General features: G+C 68.0%; 14 protein-coding genes. 7 read left to right on the top strand and 7 right to left on the bottom strand.

Annotated elements, in window-relative coordinates:
• The first annotated feature begins 134 nt into the window (after nt 1-134).
• The 3 genes from alr to AC5LXK_RS10835 all read left to right on the top strand — a co-directional run bounded on the left by alr (nt 135) and on the right by AC5LXK_RS10835 (nt 3,006).
• Complete coding sequence (alr, locus tag AC5LXK_RS10845; protein WP_493388835.1) at nt 135-1,205, top strand: alanine racemase; 1,071 nt, start codon at nt 135-137, stop codon at nt 1,203-1,205.
• An 11-nt stretch (nt 1,206-1,216) separates the two neighbouring features.
• Nucleotides 1,217-2,593 carry a DNA repair protein RadA gene (gene radA, locus AC5LXK_RS10840; protein ID WP_493388834.1) on the top strand — a complete coding sequence of 459 codons (1,377 nt, stop codon included), beginning with the start codon at nt 1,217-1,219 and terminating at the stop codon, nt 2,591-2,593.
• A gap of 146 nt (nt 2,594-2,739) precedes the next feature.
• A complete protein-coding gene (locus AC5LXK_RS10835; protein ID WP_493388833.1) occupies nt 2,740-3,006 on the top strand; it encodes a DUF2866 domain-containing protein in 267 nt (88 codons plus the stop codon).
• Nucleotides 3,007-3,192: 186 nt separating this feature from the next.
• Here the strand turns inward: AC5LXK_RS10835 and AC5LXK_RS10830 are convergent, their stop codons facing one another.
• Entirely contained in the window at nt 3,193-5,124 is a 1,932-nt protein-coding gene (locus tag AC5LXK_RS10830; RefSeq protein WP_493388832.1) for an ATP-binding cassette domain-containing protein, read from the bottom strand.
• A gap of 136 nt (nt 5,125-5,260) precedes the next feature.
• Here AC5LXK_RS10830 and AC5LXK_RS10825 point away from each other — a divergent pair, with 136 nt between their 5' ends.
• Nucleotides 5,261-5,740: a glutathione peroxidase gene (locus AC5LXK_RS10825; protein ID WP_493388831.1), complete on the top strand. Its 480-nt coding sequence runs from the start codon at nt 5,261-5,263 to the stop codon at nt 5,738-5,740.
• Between the two features lie 58 nt (nt 5,741-5,798).
• Here AC5LXK_RS10825 and cls read toward each other — a convergent pair whose 3' ends face one another.
• The 6 genes from cls to dapC form a co-directional block, all read right to left on the bottom strand.
• Nucleotides 5,799-7,238: a cardiolipin synthase gene (cls, locus tag AC5LXK_RS10820; protein ID WP_493388830.1), complete on the bottom strand. Its 1,440-nt coding sequence runs from the start codon at nt 7,236-7,238 to the stop codon at nt 5,799-5,801.
• 108 nt (nt 7,239-7,346) lie between these two features.
• A complete protein-coding gene (prmB, locus tag AC5LXK_RS10815) occupies nt 7,347-8,255 on the bottom strand; it encodes a 50S ribosomal protein L3 N(5)-glutamine methyltransferase (RefSeq protein ID WP_493388829.1) in 909 nt (302 codons plus the stop codon).
• A gap of 11 nt (nt 8,256-8,266) precedes the next feature.
• Nucleotides 8,267-9,406, bottom strand: coding sequence for a succinyl-diaminopimelate desuccinylase (gene dapE, locus AC5LXK_RS10810; protein ID WP_493388828.1), 1,140 nt, complete (start codon nt 9,404-9,406; stop codon nt 8,267-8,269).
• Between the two features lie 90 nt (nt 9,407-9,496).
• A complete protein-coding gene (locus tag AC5LXK_RS10805; RefSeq protein ID WP_006478478.1) occupies nt 9,497-9,865 on the bottom strand; it encodes an ArsC family reductase in 369 nt (122 codons plus the stop codon).
• Nucleotides 9,865-10,692 (bottom strand): 2,3,4,5-tetrahydropyridine-2,6-dicarboxylate N-succinyltransferase, encoded by an 828-nt coding sequence (gene dapD / locus AC5LXK_RS10800; RefSeq protein ID WP_006478479.1) that lies wholly within the window; start codon nt 10,690-10,692, stop codon nt 9,865-9,867. Before dapD ends, AC5LXK_RS10805 begins: the two co-directional genes overlap by 1 nt.
• A gap of 44 nt (nt 10,693-10,736) precedes the next feature.
• A complete protein-coding gene (gene dapC, locus AC5LXK_RS10795; protein WP_493388827.1) occupies nt 10,737-11,969 on the bottom strand; it encodes a succinyldiaminopimelate transaminase in 1,233 nt (410 codons plus the stop codon).
• Nucleotides 11,970-12,128: 159 nt separating this feature from the next.
• Here dapC and AC5LXK_RS10790 point away from each other — a divergent pair, with 159 nt between their 5' ends.
• From AC5LXK_RS10790 to AC5LXK_RS10780, 3 genes are all read left to right on the top strand, one after another.
• Nucleotides 12,129-13,070 carry a DMT family transporter gene (locus AC5LXK_RS10790; RefSeq protein ID WP_493388826.1) on the top strand — a complete coding sequence of 314 codons (942 nt, stop codon included), beginning with the start codon at nt 12,129-12,131 and terminating at the stop codon, nt 13,068-13,070.
• 139 nt (nt 13,071-13,209) lie between these two features.
• A complete protein-coding gene (gene smc / locus AC5LXK_RS10785) occupies nt 13,210-16,722 on the top strand; it encodes a chromosome segregation protein SMC (RefSeq protein ID WP_493388825.1) in 3,513 nt (1,170 codons plus the stop codon).
• 85 nt (nt 16,723-16,807) lie between these two features.
• Nucleotides 16,808-18,076, top strand: a complete 1,269-nt coding sequence (locus AC5LXK_RS10780; protein WP_493388824.1) for a cell division protein ZipA C-terminal FtsZ-binding domain-containing protein — start codon at nt 16,808-16,810, stop codon at nt 18,074-18,076.
• Nucleotides 18,077-18,091 lie beyond the last annotated feature (15 nt).

The following is an 18,091-nucleotide window of genomic DNA, read 5'->3' as shown; positions in this document are numbered from 1 at the left end:
CGCACGGCTTTATAACATGAAAATACGCCAATTCGGACTAGCAAGATTCCCCGATCGTTCCGCAAATTGTCGGCTTCGGTGCTCAAAAGGCGCGGTAAGCTGATGATTCGCAAGCGTCTTTACGTAAATTTCCCATGCCGCGCCCGATCTCCGCCACCATCCACACCGCCGCTCTCGCGAACAATCTCTCCGTCGTCCGCCGCTTTGCCGGCCCGTCCAAGGTCTGGGCGGTCGTCAAGGCCAACGCGTACGGCCACGGTCTCGCCCGTGCGTTTCCGGGCCTGCGTGGCACCGACGGCTTCGGCCTGCTCGACCTCGACGAGGCCGTGAAGCTGCGCGAGCTCGGCTGGGCCGGCCCGATCCTGCTGCTCGAAGGCTTCTTCCGCTCGACCGACATCGACGTGATCGATCGCTACAGCCTGACGACGACGGTCCACAACGACGAGCAGATGCGGATGCTGGAAACGGCGCGGCTGTCGAAGCCCGTCAACGTGCAGCTCAAGATGAACAGCGGGATGAACCGGCTCGGTTACGTGCCGGAGAAATACCGCGCCGCCTGGGAGCGCGCCCGCGCGTGCCCCGGCATCGGCCAGATCACGTTGATGACCCATTTTTCGGACGCGGACAACGAGCGCGGCGTCGCCGAGCAGCTCGCGACGTTCGAGCGCGGTGCGGAAAGCATCGCCGGCGCGCGCAGCCTCGCGAACTCGGCGGCCGTGCTGTGGCATCCGGACACGCACTTCGACTGGGTGCGGCCGGGGATCGTGCTGTACGGTGCGTCGCCGTCGGGGCTGTCGTCCGACATCGCCGACACGGGGCTGAAACCCGCGATGACGCTCGCGTCCGAGCTGATCGCCGTGCAGACGATCGCGAAGGGCCAGGCGATCGGCTATGGCTCGACGTTCTCCGCGCAGGCGCAGATGCGGATCGGCGTCGTCGCGTGCGGCTACGCGGACGGCTATCCGCGTGTCGCGCCTGAAGGCACGCCCGTGATCGTCGACGGCATCCGCACGCGGATCGTCGGCCGCGTGTCGATGGACATGATTACCGTCGACCTGACCCCGTGCCCGCAGGCCGGCGTCGGTGCGCGGGTCGAGCTGTGGGGCAACGCGCTGCCGATCGACGACGTCGCGCGCCATTGCGGCACGATCGGTTACGAGCTGATGTGCGCGGTCGCCGGCCGCGTGCCCGTGCGGGCGGAATAAGGGCGTCGCGCGTGGCCAAACAGAAAACCGTTTACGTCTGCAGCGAGTGCGGCGGACAAACCCCGAAGTGGCAGGGCCAGTGCCCGTCATGCCAGGCCTGGAACACGCTCGTCGAGTCGGTCGCCGAATCGCCGGCGGCCCATCGCTTCCAGTCGCTCGCGAAGCGGGCGCCCGTGCAGCGCCTCGTCGACATCGAGGCGGCCGACGTGCCGCGCTTCTCGACCGGCATCGGCGAATTCGACCGCGTGCTCGGCGGCGGGCTGGTGCCGGGCGGCGTCGTGCTGATCGGCGGTGATCCGGGCATCGGCAAATCGACGCTGCTGCTGCAGTCGCTCGCGGACATCGCGAACGAGCGGCGCGCACTCTATATCAGCGGCGAGGAGTCGGCTGCGCAGATCGCGTTGCGCGCGCAACGGCTCGCACTGCTCGACGGCGGTACGCCGGCCGAGGAGCTGAAGTTGCTCGCCGAGATCCAGCTCGAGAAGATCCAGGCCGCGATCGACACGGAGCGGCCGGACGTGGCCGTCATCGACTCGATCCAGACCGTCTATTCGGAAGCGCTCACCTCGGCGCCGGGCTCGGTCGCGCAGGTGCGCGAATGCGCGGCGCAGCTCACGCGCATCGCGAAACAGTCGGGCACCGCGATCATCATGGTCGGGCACGTGACGAAGGAGGGCAATCTGGCCGGCCCGCGCGTGCTCGAACACATCGTCGACACCGTGCTGTACTTCGAGGGCGACACGCATTCGTCGTTCCGGCTCGTGCGTGCGTTCAAGAACCGCTTCGGCGCGGTCAACGAGCTCGGCGTGTTCGCGATGACCGAGCGCGGGCTGCGCGGCGTCGCGAATCCGTCCGCGCTGTTCCTGTCGCAGCACGAGCAGGTCGTGCCCGGCTCGTGCGTGCTCGTCACGCAGGAAGGCACGCGCCCGCTGCTCGTCGAAGTCCAGGCGCTCGTGGATACCGCACACGTGCCAAACCCGCGCCGGCTCGCGGTCGGCCTCGAGCAGAACCGGCTCGCGATGCTGCTCGCGGTGCTGCACCGGCACGCGGGCATTGCGTGCTTCGACCAGGACGTGTTCCTCAATGCGGTGGGCGGCGTGAAGATTACCGAGCCGGCCGCCGACCTTGCGGTGCTGCTCGCGATCCACTCGTCGATGCGCAACAAGGCGCTGCCGAAAGGGCTGATCGTGTTCGGCGAAGTGGGGCTGGCGGGCGAGATCCGGCCGTCCCCGCGCGGGCAGGAGCGGCTACGCGAAGCGGCGAAGCTCGGTTTCACGTCCGCGTTGATTCCGAAGGCGAATGCGCCGAAACAGCCGATCGAAGGGTTGAACGTGATGGCCGTCGATCGGCTCGAACAGGCGATCGACCGCGTGCGCGATCTCGAGTGATCGGCCGGGCAGGCACGCGGGCCGGGCCTGCCGGTGATCTGGTGCGTAATTCGTTGTAAAGAATATGTAGGCTTCTGTAACCCGCCGGACATTGCTTTTCCCTATCCTTTGCCGGATTGTCGAACCGCGCAATGCGAAGGGAACCTATGTTGAAATCGTATGGGGAAGCGCCGGGCGGAGGCCTTTACAACCTGCGCGGCTGCCGCGTGTCGGAGCCGATTCTCCGGCCGTGGGGCGGCGGATGCCGGATCGTCGAATGGATCGACGACGAAGGGCGCCTGGCGCGCAAGGTCGTGTCGGAGGACGTGACGGAAGCGGAAGTCGCCGCGGCGATCCGCCGGCCGACCGAAGGGCGCCGGCACCTGATGGGCGACGACGAGCAGATGCCGCGCGACACGCTGCCGCGGCGTTGAGCGAACGGCGCGGCCGGCATGCGGCCGACGCAACGACGCCATACGCAACAATGACAAAGAGGCCGGGCCAGGGCGCCCGGCCTTGTCGTTTCCGGGGCCGGCATGGCCGGGCGGGTTCGCGGGTTGCTGACTTCCGAACCCCCGACGCGTCGCGCCGCTGATGAGGCGATCGACGGACGGCCGTGTTCAGCCGATCTGTTCGAGTTCTTCATGCAACGCGAGCCAGTCGGCCTCGACCGTCTCGAGCCGGGCATTGACCTCGCCGAGCTTGCGGATCGCTTCGGTCAGTTCCGTCTTGCGCGCGGCCTCGTAGCTCGCCGGATCGGCGGCGAACGCGTCGAGACGCGCCTTCTCCGCGTGCAGCGTTTCCATTTCCTTTTCGAGCTTCGTGATGCGGTTCTGCAGCGGCTTCTTCAACTGCGACAGCCGCTGGCGTTCCTCGGCCGCCTGGCGCTTCTGATCCTTGCGGTTGATACCCGGATCGGCACCCGCGGCCGCCGCGCTGTCGGCCTTCGCGGCCGCGCGCTGCTCGGCCGCGTGCTGCAGCAGCCAGTCGCGGTAGTCGTCGAGGTCGCCGTCGAACGGCTGCAGACGGTGTTTCGCGACCAGCATGAACTGGTCGGTCGTCGCGCGCAGCAGGTGGCGATCGTGCGACACGAGGATCAGCGTGCCTTCGAACTGCGCGAGCGCCATCGTCAGCGCGTGGCGCGTTTCGAGGTCGAGGTGGTTCGTCGGTTCGTCGAGCAGCAGCAGGTTCGGCTTCTGCCAGATGATCAGCGCAAGCGCGAGGCGGGCTTTTTCGCCGCCCGAGAACGGCCCGACCGGGCTGGTCGCCATGTCGCCCGAGAAATTGAAGCCGCCGAGGAAGTCGCGCAGTTCCTGCTCGCGCGTGTCGGGCGCGAGCCGCGCCAGATGCGCGAGCGCCGAATCGTCCTCGCGCAGCGTTTCGAGCTGGTGCTGTGCGAAATAGCCGATCGTCAGCCCCTTGCCGTCGCGGACGTGCCCCGACAGCGGCGCGAGCGTGCCGGCCAGCGTCTTGATCAGCGTCGACTTGCCCTGGCCGTTCGCGCCGAGCAGGCCGATGCGCTGCCCGTTCTGGATCGACAGTGCGACGCGCTCGACGATCGGGATTTCCGCGCCGCCGTCGGCATGGTAGCCGCAGCGGACGTCTTCCATCACCATCATCGGGTTCGGTGCGGCATCGGGCGTACGGAATTCGAACGTAAACGGCGACGCGATGTGCGCGGGCGCGATCAGCTCCATCTTCTCGAGCGCCTTCATCCGGCTTTGCGCCTGCTTGGCCTTGGTCGCCTTGGCCTTGAAGCGGTCGACGAAGCTCTGCAGGTGCTCGATCGTCTTCTGCTGCTTCTCGTATGCGCTTTGCTGCAGCGCCAGTTGCTGCGCGCGCAGCACTTCGAACTGCGAGTAGTTGCCGCCGTAGCGCTTCACCTGGCGGTTTTCCAGATGCAGAGTGACGTTGCAGATCGAATCGAGGAATTCGCGGTCGTGCGAAATCACGACGAGCGTGCCAGGGTAGCGGTGCAGCCAGTCTTCGAGCCAGACGATCGCATCGAGGTCGAGGTGGTTCGTCGGTTCGTCGAGCAGCAGCAGGTCGGAACGGCACATCAGCGCCTGCGCGAGGTTCAGGCGCATGCGCCAGCCGCCGGAGAAGCTGGCGACCGATTCGCGCGTCTGCGCGAGCGTGAAGCCGAGACCGAGCAGCAGCGCTTCGGCGCGGGCCGGCGCGGTGTAGCCGTCGGCGTCGGCGAATGCCGCATGCGCGTCGGCTTCGGCGGCGCCGTCGTGCGCGGCCGAGGCGGCGGCGATGCGCGCCTCGATCTCGCGCAGCGCGGTATCGCCGTCGAGCGTGTAGTCGAGCGCGGAGCGATCGACGGCGGGCGTTTCCTGCGACACATGGGCGATCCGCCACGACGGCGGCATCGAGAAATCGCCGGCGTCGGAGTGCAGCTCGCCGCGCAGGACCGAGAACAGCGTCGACTTGCCGGCGCCGTTGGCGCCGATCAGGCCGGCTTTCTCGCCGGGATTGAGCACGAACGAGGTCGACTCGAACAGCGGCTTGGTGCCGCGTGCAAGGCTGAACTGATTGAAACGGATCACGGCGGAAATGACTGGCCAAAACCGCTATTCTAGACTGCGCGCGGGTCACGCCGGGTATCGGCCGCTCGGCGGATGTCACAACGGCCCGATTTCGCCTAGACTCCACGTCGATCCGGTTTCGTAAAAGGAGTGCCCGATGTCCACCCTGTATTCGTTCAGTGCGGAGACGCTTGCCGGTGCGCCGGTCTCGCTCGACGCGTATCGCGGCAAGGTGCTGCTGATCGTCAACACCGCGAGCGAGTGCGGTTTCACGCCGCAGTACGCGGGCCTGCAGAAGCTGTACGACCAGTACGCGGCGCGCGACTTTTCCGTGCTCGGCTTCCCGTGCAACCAGTTCGGCAAGCAGGAGCCGGGCGATGCCGCGCAGATTGGCGCGTTCTGCGAGCGCAACTACGGCGTCACGTTCCCGATGTTCGCGAAGATCGACGTGAAGGGCGACCACGCGCATCCGCTGTATCGCTACCTGACCGACGAGGCGCCCGGCATCCTCGGCCTCAAGGCGATCAAGTGGAATTTCACGAAATTCCTGGTCGACCGCGAAGGGCGCATCGTCAAACGCTACGCGCCGTCGACCAAGCCCGACGAAATCGCCGCGGATATCGACAAGCTGCTGTGAGGGCGTGGCGACGGCAGCGCCGGTGTGGATTGCGCCGGCGCTGCCGTCGCCCGGGCCGCTACAGGATCGGCGCGAACAGCCGCGCGACGTGCATCGCGATGCGCCGCCACGCGGGTGACTGGCGGTACTCGTTCGCGTCGACCTCGTACGCCTGCGCGAAGTCGGCATCGAGCATCGTCTCGACTTCGCCCGCGAACGCTCGGTCGACGGTCAGCACCATCACCTCGAAATTGAGGCGGAATGAGCGGTTGTCGAGGTTCGCGCTGCCGATCGCCGCCGCGATGCGGTCGATCAGCACGACTTTCTGGTGCAGGAAGCCGGGCCGGTAGCGGAACACCTTCACGCCCGCATCGACGAGGTCGCGTGCGTACAGCTTCGACGCCTCGAACACCACGTAGTGATCGCGCCGGCTCGGAATCAGGATGCGCACGTCGACGCCGCGCATCACCGCGAGTTTCAGCGCGGAGATCACGGCTTCGTCGGGAACGAGGTACGGCGTGGTGATCCACACCCGCTCGCGTGCGGCATTGATCGATTCGACGAAGAACAGCGAGCCGGTTTCCTGCTTGTCGGCCGGCCCCATCGGCACCGCGAGGCAATGCATGCCGTCGCCGGGCTGCGCGGGCGACGGCAGTGCGATGGGCGGCAGCTTCTGCGTCGCCCAGTGCCAGTCTTCGGCGAATACGTACTGGATGCTCGCGACCACGGGGCCGCGGATCTCGATGTGCGTGTCGCGCCATGGCGACAGGCGCGGTTTCGCACCGAGATACTCGACACCGACGTTGTGGCCGCCGACGAACGCAAGATTGCCGTCGACGACGACGATCTTGCGGTGGTTGCGGAAGTTCAGCTGGAAGCGGTTGACGAACTTCCGGTTGGTCGCGAACGGATGGATCTCGACACCGCCCCGGCGCAGGGTGTCGACGTAACGATGGGGCAGGTCGAAGCTGCCGATGCTGTCGTACAGCAGGCAGCAGCGCACGCCGGCCGCCGCGCGTGCGAGCAGCGAGTCGCGCAGCATCCGGCCGAGCGCGTCGTCGCGCACGATGAAGAACTGCACGAGCACGTAGTCGCGCGCCGCGTCGATCGCCGCCAGGATCGCGGAGAACGTCGCGTCGCCGTTGACGAGCGTGCGCACCGAGTTGCCGCCGAGGAACGGCATGCCGCCGAGCCGCGTGAGTGCGAGCACGGCCGCCTGGCCGAGCGCGTCGGCGGCCGGCCCGTCGGTCGCGTCGGCGGTGCGCCACGGCGAGCGCGGCGTGTGCGTGCGCAACATCTCCAGTTCGTGCCGCCGGGCGTCGACGTAGCCGGAGAATTTGCTGCGGCCGAGGAACAGGTACGGGATGAGCGTCAGGTACGGCATCGCCGCGAGCGAGACGGCCCACGCGATCGCGCCCTGCGACGTGCGCGTGTTCATGATCGCGTGGCATGCCGCAATGATCCCGAGCACGTGGATGCTCAGGATCAGGGTGCCGAGATGTAGCCAGTCGAGGGTCATGGGCGCGTGACGGACTCCTGAGGTCGGGCGGCCGGGTGGCCGCCTACGCGCATCTTACCCAACCGTGCGGCGCAATGGTGCGCCGCACGGTTGGCGGGCCGGAAACGCTCAGGCCTTGCGCGGCAGGTCCGATGCCTGGATCAGGAACACGGCATCGTCGCCTGCGCTGGTGGGCAGCCACGTGAGTTCGAGGCCGCCGAGCGCCGCCTCGACGTTCTCGCGCTCGTTGCCGATCTCGACGACAAGCACGCCGTCGTCGTGCAGCCAGCGGTGCGCGTCGGCGACGATGCGTCGCACGATGTCCATCCCGTCGTCGCCGCCGGCGAGCGCCATCTCCGGCTCGTGCCGGTATTCGGGCGGCAGCGCGGCCATCGACGATGCGTTGACGTAAGGCGGGTTCGTCAGGATCACGTCGTAGCGCGAGTCGGCGTCGGTGCGGAATGCGGGCAGCGGCGCGTAGAGGTCGCCGCGGTGCAACCCGACGCGGTCTTCGAGGCCGTAGTCGCGCACGTTGATCTCGGCCACTTCGAGCGCCTTGTCCGACAGGTCGACCGCGTCGATCTCGGCGTTCGGGAATGCGCTCGCCGCCAGGATCGCGAGGCAGCCGGAGCCGGTGCACAGTTCGAGCACCGCGCCGACCTGCTCGGGATCGGCGACGTACGGCTGCAGTCCGTCGTCGAGCAACTCGCCGATGAACGAGCGCGGCACGATCACGCGCTCGTCGACGTAGAAGCGGTGGCCGTGCATCCACGCTTCATGCGTGAGGTACGCGGCCGGCACGCGGTCGGTCGCGCGCCGTTCGATCACCGCGAGCACGGCCGCGATCTCGTCGGGCAGCAGGCGCGCGTCGAGGAACGGCTCGAGCGTGTCGAGCGGCAGGTCGAGCGTGTGCAGCACCAGGTAGGCTGCTTCGTCGTACGCGTTGTCGGAACCGTGGCCGAACGCGAGCTTCGCCTTCGAGAAGCGCGTGACCGCGTAGCGCAGCAGGTCGCGGACAGTGGCAAAAGGTGTCGTCATGCAGGGCTCCCTCAGGCGATCAGTTGTTCGAGCACGCGGCGGTACACGTTCTTCAGCGGGTCGATGAAGCGCACCTCGATGTGCTCGTCGATCTTGTGGATGCTGCCGTTCGGCGGGCCGAACTCGATCACCTGCGGGCAGATGCGCGCGATGAAGCGGCCGTCCGACGTGCCGCCGGTGGTCGACAGCTCGGTCGTGATGCCGGTTTCCGTACGGATCGCGTTCTCCAGTGCGCCCGACAGTTCGCCGCGCGGCGTGAGGAACGGCAGCCCGCTGACCGACCACTTCAGCGTGTATTCGAGGCCGTGCTTGTCGAGGATCGCGTGCACGCGTGCCTGCAGGCCCTCGACCGTGCTCGCGGTCGAGAAGCGGAAGTTGAACAGCAGGTCGGCGTGGCCGGGGATCACGTTGGTCGCGCCGGTGCCGGCGTGCAGGTTCGACACCTGCCAGGTGGTCGGCGGGAAGTATTCGTTGCCTTCGTCCCATTGTTCGGCGGCGAGCTCGGCGAGCGCCGGTGCGAGCAGATGGATCGGGTTCTTCGCGAGGTGCGGATACGCGATGTGGCCCTGCACGCCCTTGACGACCAGCTCGCCCGACATCGAGCCGCGGCGGCCGTTCTTGACGACGTCACCGAGTGCCGCGGTCGACGTCGGCTCGCCGACGATGCAGTAGTCGAGGCGCTCGCCGCGTGCCTGCAGCAGTTCGACGACCTTCACGGTGCCGTCGGTGGCCGGGCCTTCCTCGTCGCTCGTGATCAGGAACGCGATCGTGCCGCGGTGGCCGGGATGGGCCGCGACGAATTCCTCGGATGCGACGACGAACGCCGCGAGCGACGTTTTCATGTCGGCCGCGCCGCGGCCGTACAGCTTGCCGTCGCGGTGGGCGGGAATGAACGGCGGCGAGGTCCACTGCTCGAGCGGGCCGGTCGGCACGACGTCGGTGTGGCCCGCGAACGCGAGCAGCTTGCCGTCGCGGCCGTCGGCGCCGCGCTTGACGGCCCACAGGTTGGTCACGCCGTGCGACGCGATGGTTTCGCATTCGAAGCCGAGCGCGGCGAGGCGCTCGGTCATGATCTGCTGGCAGTGCTGGTCGTCGGGCGTCACGGACGCGCGGGCGATCAGCTGTTCGGTAAGGGCTAGGGTGGCGGACATGGTTCGGACCACTTTCGATAAAAAATGCCGGCGCGGTGGCCGGCAGCGACAGGGCGTCGGGCTGCGCCGACAGGCGCAGCGCGGGCGGCCTTATGCGGCAAACAGCGCCGCGTACTGATCGGCCACGAAGCCGAGCGATTTCACGCGGCCGTTGACGACGAGCACGGGGCGCTTGATGACCGACGGCTTGTGGATCATCAGCGCGACCGCGCCGGTCTTCGTTTCGGCGGCGGCCTTCATTGCGTCGTCCAGGCCGCGCCACGTGGTGCCGCGCTTGTTCACGAGCGCGTCGAGCGACACGTCCTTCAGCCAGTCTTCGATCAGCGGCGCGCTGACGCCGAGCTTCTTGAAGTCGTGAAACTCGAACTCGACGCCGTGATCGTCGAGCCACACGCGGGCCTTCTTCACGGTGTCGCAGTTCGGAATGCCGTAGACGACCACGGTGTGCGGCTTCGCCATCAGTCGCCTCGCAGCAGCTCGTTCAGGCCGACCTTCGCGCGGGTCTTCGCGTCGACCTTCTTGACGATCACCGCGCAGTACAGGCTGTGCGAGCCGTCCTTCGACGGCAGGTTGCCGGCGACGACGACCGAGCCGGCCGGGATGCGGCCATAGCTGACTTCGCCCGTCTCGCGATCGTAGATCTTCGTGCTCTGGCCGAGGTACACGCCCATCGAGATCACCGAGTTTTCCTCGACGATCACGCCTTCGACGACTTCCGAGCGCGCGCCGATGAAGCAGTTGTCTTCGATGATGACCGGGTTCGCCTGCAGCGGCTCGAGCACGCCGCCGATGCCGACGCCGCCCGACAGGTGCACGTTCTTGCCGATCTGCGCGCACGAACCGACCGTGGCCCACGTGTCGACCATCGTGCCTTCGTCGACGTAGGCGCCGATGTTGGTGTACGACGGCATCAGCACGACGTTCTTCGCGATGAACGAGCCGCGGCGCGCGATGGCCGGCGGGACGACGCGGAAGCCGCCTGCGGCGAAATCTTCGGCCGTGTAGTTCGCGAACTTCGACGGTACCTTGTCGTAGAACTGCGAGTAGCCGCCGGCCGGCATCGGTGCGTTGTCCTCCAGGCGGAACGACAGCAGCACGGCCTTCTTCAGCCACTGGTGCACGGTCCAGTTGCCGTCGATTTTCTCGGCGACGCGCAGCGCACCTTTGTCGAGTTGCTCGATCGCGTGAGCGACGGCCTCGCGGACGTCGGCGGGCGCGGCCTTCGGCGACAGCTCGGCGCGGTTTTCCCAGGCGGTATCGATGATTTGCTGAAGTTGTTGCGACATGTTCGTTTTCGCAGGAGATGGATGGAATTGATCGGGATGGACGATTACCGCGCGAGGGACCGGCAGAAATCGACGATGCGTTGCGCGCCCTCGACGCATTCGGGGGTGCCCGCGACGAGCGCGATCCGGATGAAATCGCGGCCCGGGTTCGTGCCGTGCGCATCGCGCGCCAGGTACGAGCCGGGCAGAACCGTCACATTATAGTCGGCGTACAGGCGGCGGGCGAACTCGGTGTCCGACAGGCCAGTGCGCGACACGTTGGCCCACAGGTAGAACGCGGCGTCGGGCAGTTTCACGTCGATCACGTCGGCGAGCATCGGCGTGACCGTATTGAACTTCTGCAGGTACAGCGCGCGATTCTCGCGCACGTGCGCCTCGTCGTTCCACGCGGCGATGCTCGCGTGCTGCCAGACCGGCGACAAGGCCGCGCCGTGGTACGTGCGGTACAGCAGGAATTGTTTCAGCAGCGCCGGGTCGCCGGCGACGAAGCCCGAGCGCATGCCGGGCACGTTCGAGCGCTTCGACAGGCTCGACAGCATCACGAGCCGCTCGAAGCCGCGGCCGAGGCGGTGCGCGGCCTCGAGGCCGCCGAGCGGCGGCGCCGCTTCGTCGAAATAGATTTCCGAGTAGCACTCGTCGGACGCGATCACGAAGCCGTGGCGGTCGGACAGCGCGAACAGCTCGCGCCAGTCGTCGAGCGTCAGCACGGCGCCCGTCGGGTTGCCCGGCGTGCACACGTACAGCAACTGGGTGCGCGCCCACACGTCGTCGGGCACGGCCGCGTAGTCGCACGCGAAGTTGCGGGCCGGGTCGCTGTTCGCGAAATAGGGTTCGGCACCGGCCAGCAGCGCCGCGCCTTCGTAAATTTGATAGAAAGGATTCGGACAGAGTACGATCGCCTTCTCGCCCGGTGCGGCCGGGCGCGCGTCGATCACGGTCTGCGCGAGCGAGAACAGCGCCTCGCGCGAACCCGACACGGGCAGCACCTGCGTGGCCGGATCGATCGCCGGCAGCCCGTAACGACGCTCGAGCCAGTGCGCGATCGACGTGCGCAGCGCGTCCGAGCCGGCCGTGGCCGGGTACGACGCGAGACCGTCGAGCGCGGCCACCACGGCGTCGCGGATCAGCGCCGGGGTCGCATGCTTGGGCTCGCCGATGCCGAAGCTGATCGGTTTGAGGTCGCCGGAAGGCGTCACGTCCTTGAACAGGGCGCGCAGCTTTTCGAAGGGATAGGGCTGGAGCGAGTCGAGTCGAGGGTTCACGGGCGAAGCGGCCATCGCGGCCGGTTGGAGCGAAAGAAGCGGCGGGCGTGCCGCGCGGCTGCGAACGGGCGCCGGGGGCGCGCGGGTCGCAGCGAATGATTATAGCGTGACGGAATGCGGTCACGGCCTGCCGGAGCGGCGGCCGGGCCGGTCGAATAAAGGGTATCGAACCAAATGAATAACGCGGTACGCGGCAGCCTGCCGACGCTGGCCATCCTGATCGGCGCATCGGTATGGGGCCTGATCTGGTATCCGTTGCGGATCCTCGCGTCGCTCGGCGTGACGGGCACGCTGGCGAGCGCGCTGACGAGCCTCGTGGCATTCCTGTTCGTGATCGTCGCGCGGCACCGCACGATCGCGACGCTGCGCTGGCACTGGGTGCTGCCGGGCATCGCGGTGACGGCAGGCGTGACGAACCTCGGATTCGTGTGGGGCACGATCCACGGCGAGGTGCTGCGCGTGATGCTGCTGTTCTACCTGACCCCGGCCTGGACCGCGATCTACGCGCACTTCCTGCTGCGCGAACGGCTGACCTGGGCCGGCGCGGGGCTCGCGGCGCTGTCGATCGGCGGCGCGATGCTGATGCTGTGGTCGCCGAAGCTCGGCTTGCCGCTGCCGGCGAACCCGGCCGAATGGGCCGGCCTCGCGGCCGGGCTGAGCTTCGCGATGAGCAACGTACTCGTGATCAAGGCGAGCCGCGAGCTGCCCGACATGCGTGCGGAAATGCGCACCGCGACGCTGTTCGGCGGCGCGGCCGTGTTCGGCGCGATCGCGTCGCTGTTCGAAGGGCTGCCGGCCGCGTCGGCGGGCGGCCAGCTGGGGACGGCCGCGCTGATCATCGCCGCGATCGGCGTGACGATGGCGGCGAACAACCTGCTCGTGCAATACGGCCTCGCGCGCGTGCCGGCGAACCGCGCGTCGATCATCATGCTGTTCGAGATCGTGATCACCGCGCTGTCGGCGTGGGTGTTCGCAAACGAGTTGCCGACCGCGCGCGAATGGGCGGGCGGCGCGTGCATCGTGCTGGCGACGCTGCTGTCGAGCCGGGTCCATCGCGCCGCGCCGGCACCGGACAAACCCGGCGACGGTCGGGACGGCGCACGCGCGATGGTATGATGGAAGCCGTTTGCGGGGCCCAACGCTGTATGCGCGCGGCCCCGTTTTTGAATTCCGGGGCGCATCGCGCGCATGGGCCGTCCGGCCCTGCGCGGCGCGGCCCCGTCCGTTTCACACCTTCTTCACATCCGATACCGCCGTGCGTCTGAGCTCGATCAAACTCGCTGGCTTCAAATCCTTCGTCGATCCCACGCATTTCCAGGTTCCGGGCCAGCTTGTCGGCGTGGTAGGCCCGAACGGGTGCGGCAAGTCCAACATCATCGATGCCGTGCGCTGGGTGCTCGGCGAGTCGCGCGCGTCCGAGCTGCGCGGCGAGTCGATGCAGGACGTGATCTTCAACGGCTCGACCGCACGCAAGCCCGGCAGCCGGGCCAGCGTCGAGCTGATCTTCGACAACTCCGACGGCCGCGCGGCCGGCCAGTGGGGCCAGTACGGCGAGATCGCCGTGAAGCGCGTGCTGACGCGCGACGGCACGTCGAGCTACTACATCAACAACCTGCCGGCGCGCCGCCGCGACATCCAGGACATCTTCCTCGGCACGGGCCTCGGGCCGCGTGCATACGCGATCATCGGGCAGGGCATGATCGCGCGGATCATCGAGGCGAAGCCGGAAGAGCTGCGCGTGTTCCTCGAGGAAGCCGCCGGCGTGTCGAAGTACAAGGAGCGCCGCCGCGAAACCGAAAACCGCCTGCACGACACGCGCGAGAACCTGACGCGCGTCGAGGACATCGTGCGCGAACTCGGTGCGAACCTCGAGAAGCTCGAGGCGCAGGCCGTCGTCGCGACCAAGTACAAGGACCTCGTCGCCGACGGCGAGGAGAAGCAGCGCCTGTTGTGGCTGCTGCGCAAGAACGAGGCCGCCGGCGAGCAGCAGAAGCAGCAGCGCGCGATCGAGCAGGCGCAGATCGACCTGGAGGCGCAGACGGCGAAGCTGCGCGAGGTCGAGGCGCAGCTCGAAACGCTGCGTGTTGCGCACTACTCGGCAAGCGACGCGGTGCAGGGCGCGCAGGGTTCGCTGTACGAGGCGAATGCCGAGGTGAGCCGCCTCGAAGCCGAGATCAAGTTCATCGTCGAATCGCGCAATCGCGTGCAGGCGCAGATCGCCGCGCTGAACGCGCAGCGCGAGCAATGGCGTGCGCAGGCCGAGAAGTCGCAGGACGAGCTCGAGGAAGCCGACGAGGCGCGCGCGATGGCCGACGAGAAGGCCGCGCTCGCCGAGGACAACGCCGCCGCGAAGCACGATGCGCTGCCGGCGCTCGAAGCGAAGTGGCGTGATGCGCAGGCGCAGCTCAACGACGAGCGTGCGCGGATCGCGCAGACCGAACAGTCGCTGAAGCTCGAAGCCGCTCACCAGCGCAACGCCGATCAGCAGCTCCAGCAGCTTCAGCAGCGCCACGAGCGCCTGAAGGGCGAAGCGGGCGGGCTCGACGCGCCGGACGAGGCGCAGCTCGAAGAGCTGCGCATGCAGCTGGCCGAGCAGGAAGAGATCCTCGCCGAGGCGCAGGCGCGCCTCGCCGATGCGCAGGAAACGGTGCCGCGTCTCGACGGCGAACGCCGTGCCGCGCAGGAGCGCGTGCAGGCCGAGGCCGCGCAGATCCATCAGCTCGAAGCGCGTCTCGCCGCGCTGAAGCAGCTGCAGGAAAACGTGCAGACCGAAGGCAAGGTGCAGCCGTGGCTCGACAAGCACGAGCTCGGCGCGCTGCCGCGTCTGTGGAAGAAGCTGCACGTCGAAGCCGGCTGGGAAGCGGCGCTCGAGGCCGTGCTGCGCGAGCGCCTCGCCGCGCTCGAAGTGTCGAATCTCGACTGGGTGAAGGCGTTCGCGACCGACGCGCCGCCCGCGAAGCTTGCGTTCTACGCGCCGCCGCCGGCCGGTGAGCCGCCGGCCGCGGTGGCCGGGCTGCGCCCCGTGCTGTCGCTCGTGCGCATCGACGACGCGGGCATCCGCGCGGTGCTGAACGACTGGCTCGGCAACGTGTACGTCGCCGACGACGTCGCCCAGGCGCTCGCGACGCGCACGCAGCTGCCGGCAGGCGGCGCGTTCGTCGTCAAGGCAGGCCATGTCGTCACGCGTGTCGGCGTGCAGCTGTACGCCGCCGATTCGGAGCAGGCCGGGATGCTGGCCCGCCAGCAGGAAATCGAGAACCTGACGCGCCAGGTGCGTGCGCAGGCGCTGCTCGCCGACGAGGCGCGTACCGCCACCGTGCGCGCGGAAGCCGCACACACGCAGGCCACGCAGGCGCTCGGCGACGTGCGCGCACAGGCCGAACGTGCGACGCAGCGCGTGCACGCGTTGCAGATGGACGTGCTGAAGCTCGCGCAGGCGCACGAACGCTACACGCAGCGCAGCACGCAGATCCGCGAGGAACTCGAGGAAATCGGCGCGCAGATCGAAGAGCAGCGCGCGCTGCGCGCGGAGTCGGAAGCGAATTTCGAGCGCTTCGACGGCGAGCTCGCGGAGCTGCAGGCGCGCTTCGAGGACAACCAGCTCGCGTTCGAATCGCTCGACGAATCGCTGACGCAGGCGCGCCAGGAAGCACGCGACCTGGAGCGCGGCGCGAACGACGCACGCTTCGCCGCCCGCAACGCGGTGACGCGGATCGACGAGCTCAAGCGCAGCATCCAGGTTGCGCACGAGCAGAGCGAGCGCGTCGCCGGGTCGCTGGAGGACGCACGCGCCGAACTCGAGACGATCAACGAGCAGACCGCACACACGGGCCTGCAGGACGCACTCGAGATTCGCGCGGTGAAGGAAGAAGCGTTGCAGGCCGCGCGGATCGAGCTCGACGACCTGACCGCGAAGCTGCGCGCGTCGGACGAGCAGCGGCTCGTGGCCGAGCGTTCGCTGCAGCCGCTGCGCGACCGCATCACCGAATTGCAGCTGAAGGAGCAGGCCGCGCGCCTGTCCGTCGAGCAGTTCGCCGAGCAGCTCGCGACGGCCGAGGTCGACGAGGCCGCGCTGTCCGAGAAGCTGACGCCGGACCTGAAGCCGTCGTACCTGCAGGGCGAAGTCACGCGCCTGAACAACGCGATCAACGCGCTCGGCCCGGTGAACATGGCCGCGCTCGACGAGCTGAAGGCCGCGAGCGAGCGCAAGGTGTTCCTCGACGCGCAGTCGGCCGACCTGATCGACGCGATCACGACGCTCGAGGACGCGATCCACAAGATCGACCAGGAAACCCGCACGCTGCTGCAGGGTACCTTCGACGAGGTCAACCGCCACTTCAGCGACCTGTTCCCGCGCCTGTTCGGCGGCGGCCAGGCGAAGCTGATCATGACGGGCGACGAGATTCTCGATGCCGGCGTGCAGGTGATGGCGCAGCCGCCCGGCAAGAAGAACGCGACGATTCACCTGCTGTCGGGCGGTGAGAAGGCACTGACCGCGACCGCGCTGGTGTTCGCGATGTTCCAGCTGAACCCGGCGCCGTTCTGTCTGCTCGACGAGGTCGACGCGCCGCTCGACGACGCGAACACCGAGCGTTTCGCGAATCTCGTGCGCGCGATGTCCGACAAGACGCAGTTCCTGTTCATCTCGCACAACAAGATCGCGATGGAGATGGCGCAGCAACTGATCGGCGTGACGATGCAGGAGCAGGGCGTGTCGCGGATCGTTGCGGTGGACATGGAAACCGCCGCGGGTTTTGCCCAGAATTGACGTTTGACGAAACCGGATCGCGTTCGCGCGGCGCATGGGCGCCCGTTCGCGGTCCCGACGAAAAAGAATTGCTGATGGAGCGTGCATGGACGAGTTGACACTCGGTTTGATCGGCGCGGGCGCCGTCGTGGTGGGCGGCGTCGTGGTCTACAACGCGTGGCAGGGCGCGAAAGTGCGGCGCAGGATGCCGCGTCCGATGCCGGAGGAAGCGGCCGAGGCGATGAATCGCCCCGAGCGCGACGAAGAGTTGCCGTTCATCGAGCCGGTGCGTCAGCCGGTGCGCCGCGAGCCTGCGGCACCGGTTGCGGCTGCTGCTGCCGCGCCGACAGAAGTCGCGCGCGTCGAGCCGACGTTCGGTGGTGCGGCACCGGCCGACATGCCGGCTGATCTGCAGGCCGAGGCGACCGGCGTCGATACGCCGTCCGAAGCGACCGAGGCGGCTGACGGCGAGGAAGCCGTGCCTGCCGCCGCGCACGAGGCGGCGGCCGAGCCGTCCGAACCCGTGCTGCCGGCTGCGACGACGATCTCGTCGGCGCCGCCCGCGATCGTCGATCGCCGGATCGACTGCATCGTGCCGATTCGCCTTGCCGGCCCGATGCCGGGCGACAAGATCCTGCCGGCCGCGCAGCGGCTGCGCCGCGCGGGCAGCAAGCCCGTGCACATCGAAGGCAAGCCTGAAGGCGGCCAGTGGGAGCTGCTGCAGAACGGCGTGCGCTACGACGAACTGCGCGCGGCCGCGCAGCTCGCGAACCGCAGCGGCGCGCTGAACGAGCTCGAGTTCTCCGAATTCGTGACGGGTGTCCAGCAGTTCGCCGACGCGATCGACGGGGCGCCGGAATTCCCGGACATGATGGAAACGGTCGCGATGGCGCGCGAGCTCGACGCGTTCGCCGCGCAGTGCGATGCGCAGCTGTCGATCAACGTGATGTCGGACGGTGCACCGTGGTCGGCGAACTACGTGCAGGCGGTCGCGTCCCAGGACGGGCTGCTGCTGTCGCGCGACGGCACGCGTTTCGTGAAGCTCGACGCGAAGCAGAATCCGGTGTTCATGCTGCAGTTCGGCGACACGAATTTCCTGCGTGACGACCTCACGTACAAGGGCGGCAACATGATCACGCTGGTGCTCGACGTGCCGGTCGCCGAAGAGGACATCCTGCCGTTCCGGCTGATGTGCGATTACGCGAAGTCGCTGTCCGAGCGGATCGGTGCACGCGTCGTCGACGATTCGCGCCGGCCGCTGCCGGAGTCGACGCTGCTCGCGATCGAGCAGCAGCTGATGAAGCTGTACGCGAAGCTCGAGGAAGCCGGCATCCCGGCCGGTTCGCCGGTCACGCGCCGCCTCTTCAGCCAGTAATACGATGATGCGGAC

It is taken from the genome of Burkholderia pulmonis, assembly GCF_984667975.1.
Note: the sequence above shows the minus strand (reverse complement) of the source record. Positions and strands in the feature narration are given on the sequence as shown.

Coding starts and splice junctions, on each gene's coding strand:
- AC5LXK_RS10780 (WP_493388824.1), top strand. CDS start 16,808: ATGGACGAGTTGACACTCGGTTTGATCGGCGCGGGCGCCGTCGTGGTG.
- alr (WP_493388835.1), top strand. CDS start 135: ATGCCGCGCCCGATCTCCGCCACCATCCACACCGCCGCTCTCGCGAAC.
- AC5LXK_RS10835 (WP_493388833.1), top strand. CDS start 2,740: ATGTTGAAATCGTATGGGGAAGCGCCGGGCGGAGGCCTTTACAACCTG.
- AC5LXK_RS10825 (WP_493388831.1), top strand. CDS start 5,261: ATGTCCACCCTGTATTCGTTCAGTGCGGAGACGCTTGCCGGTGCGCCG.
- dapD (WP_006478479.1), bottom strand. CDS start 10,692: ATGTCGCAACAACTTCAGCAAATCATCGATACCGCCTGGGAAAACCGC.
- dapE (WP_493388828.1), bottom strand. CDS start 9,406: ATGTCCGCCACCCTAGCCCTTACCGAACAGCTGATCGCCCGCGCGTCC.
- prmB (WP_493388829.1), bottom strand. CDS start 8,255: ATGACGACACCTTTTGCCACTGTCCGCGACCTGCTGCGCTACGCGGTC.
- AC5LXK_RS10790 (WP_493388826.1), top strand. CDS start 12,129: ATGAATAACGCGGTACGCGGCAGCCTGCCGACGCTGGCCATCCTGATC.
- cls (WP_493388830.1), bottom strand. CDS start 7,238: ATGACCCTCGACTGGCTACATCTCGGCACCCTGATCCTGAGCATCCAC.
- dapC (WP_493388827.1), bottom strand. CDS start 11,969: ATGGCCGCTTCGCCCGTGAACCCTCGACTCGACTCGCTCCAGCCCTAT.
- AC5LXK_RS10805 (WP_006478478.1), bottom strand. CDS start 9,865: ATGGCGAAGCCGCACACCGTGGTCGTCTACGGCATTCCGAACTGCGAC.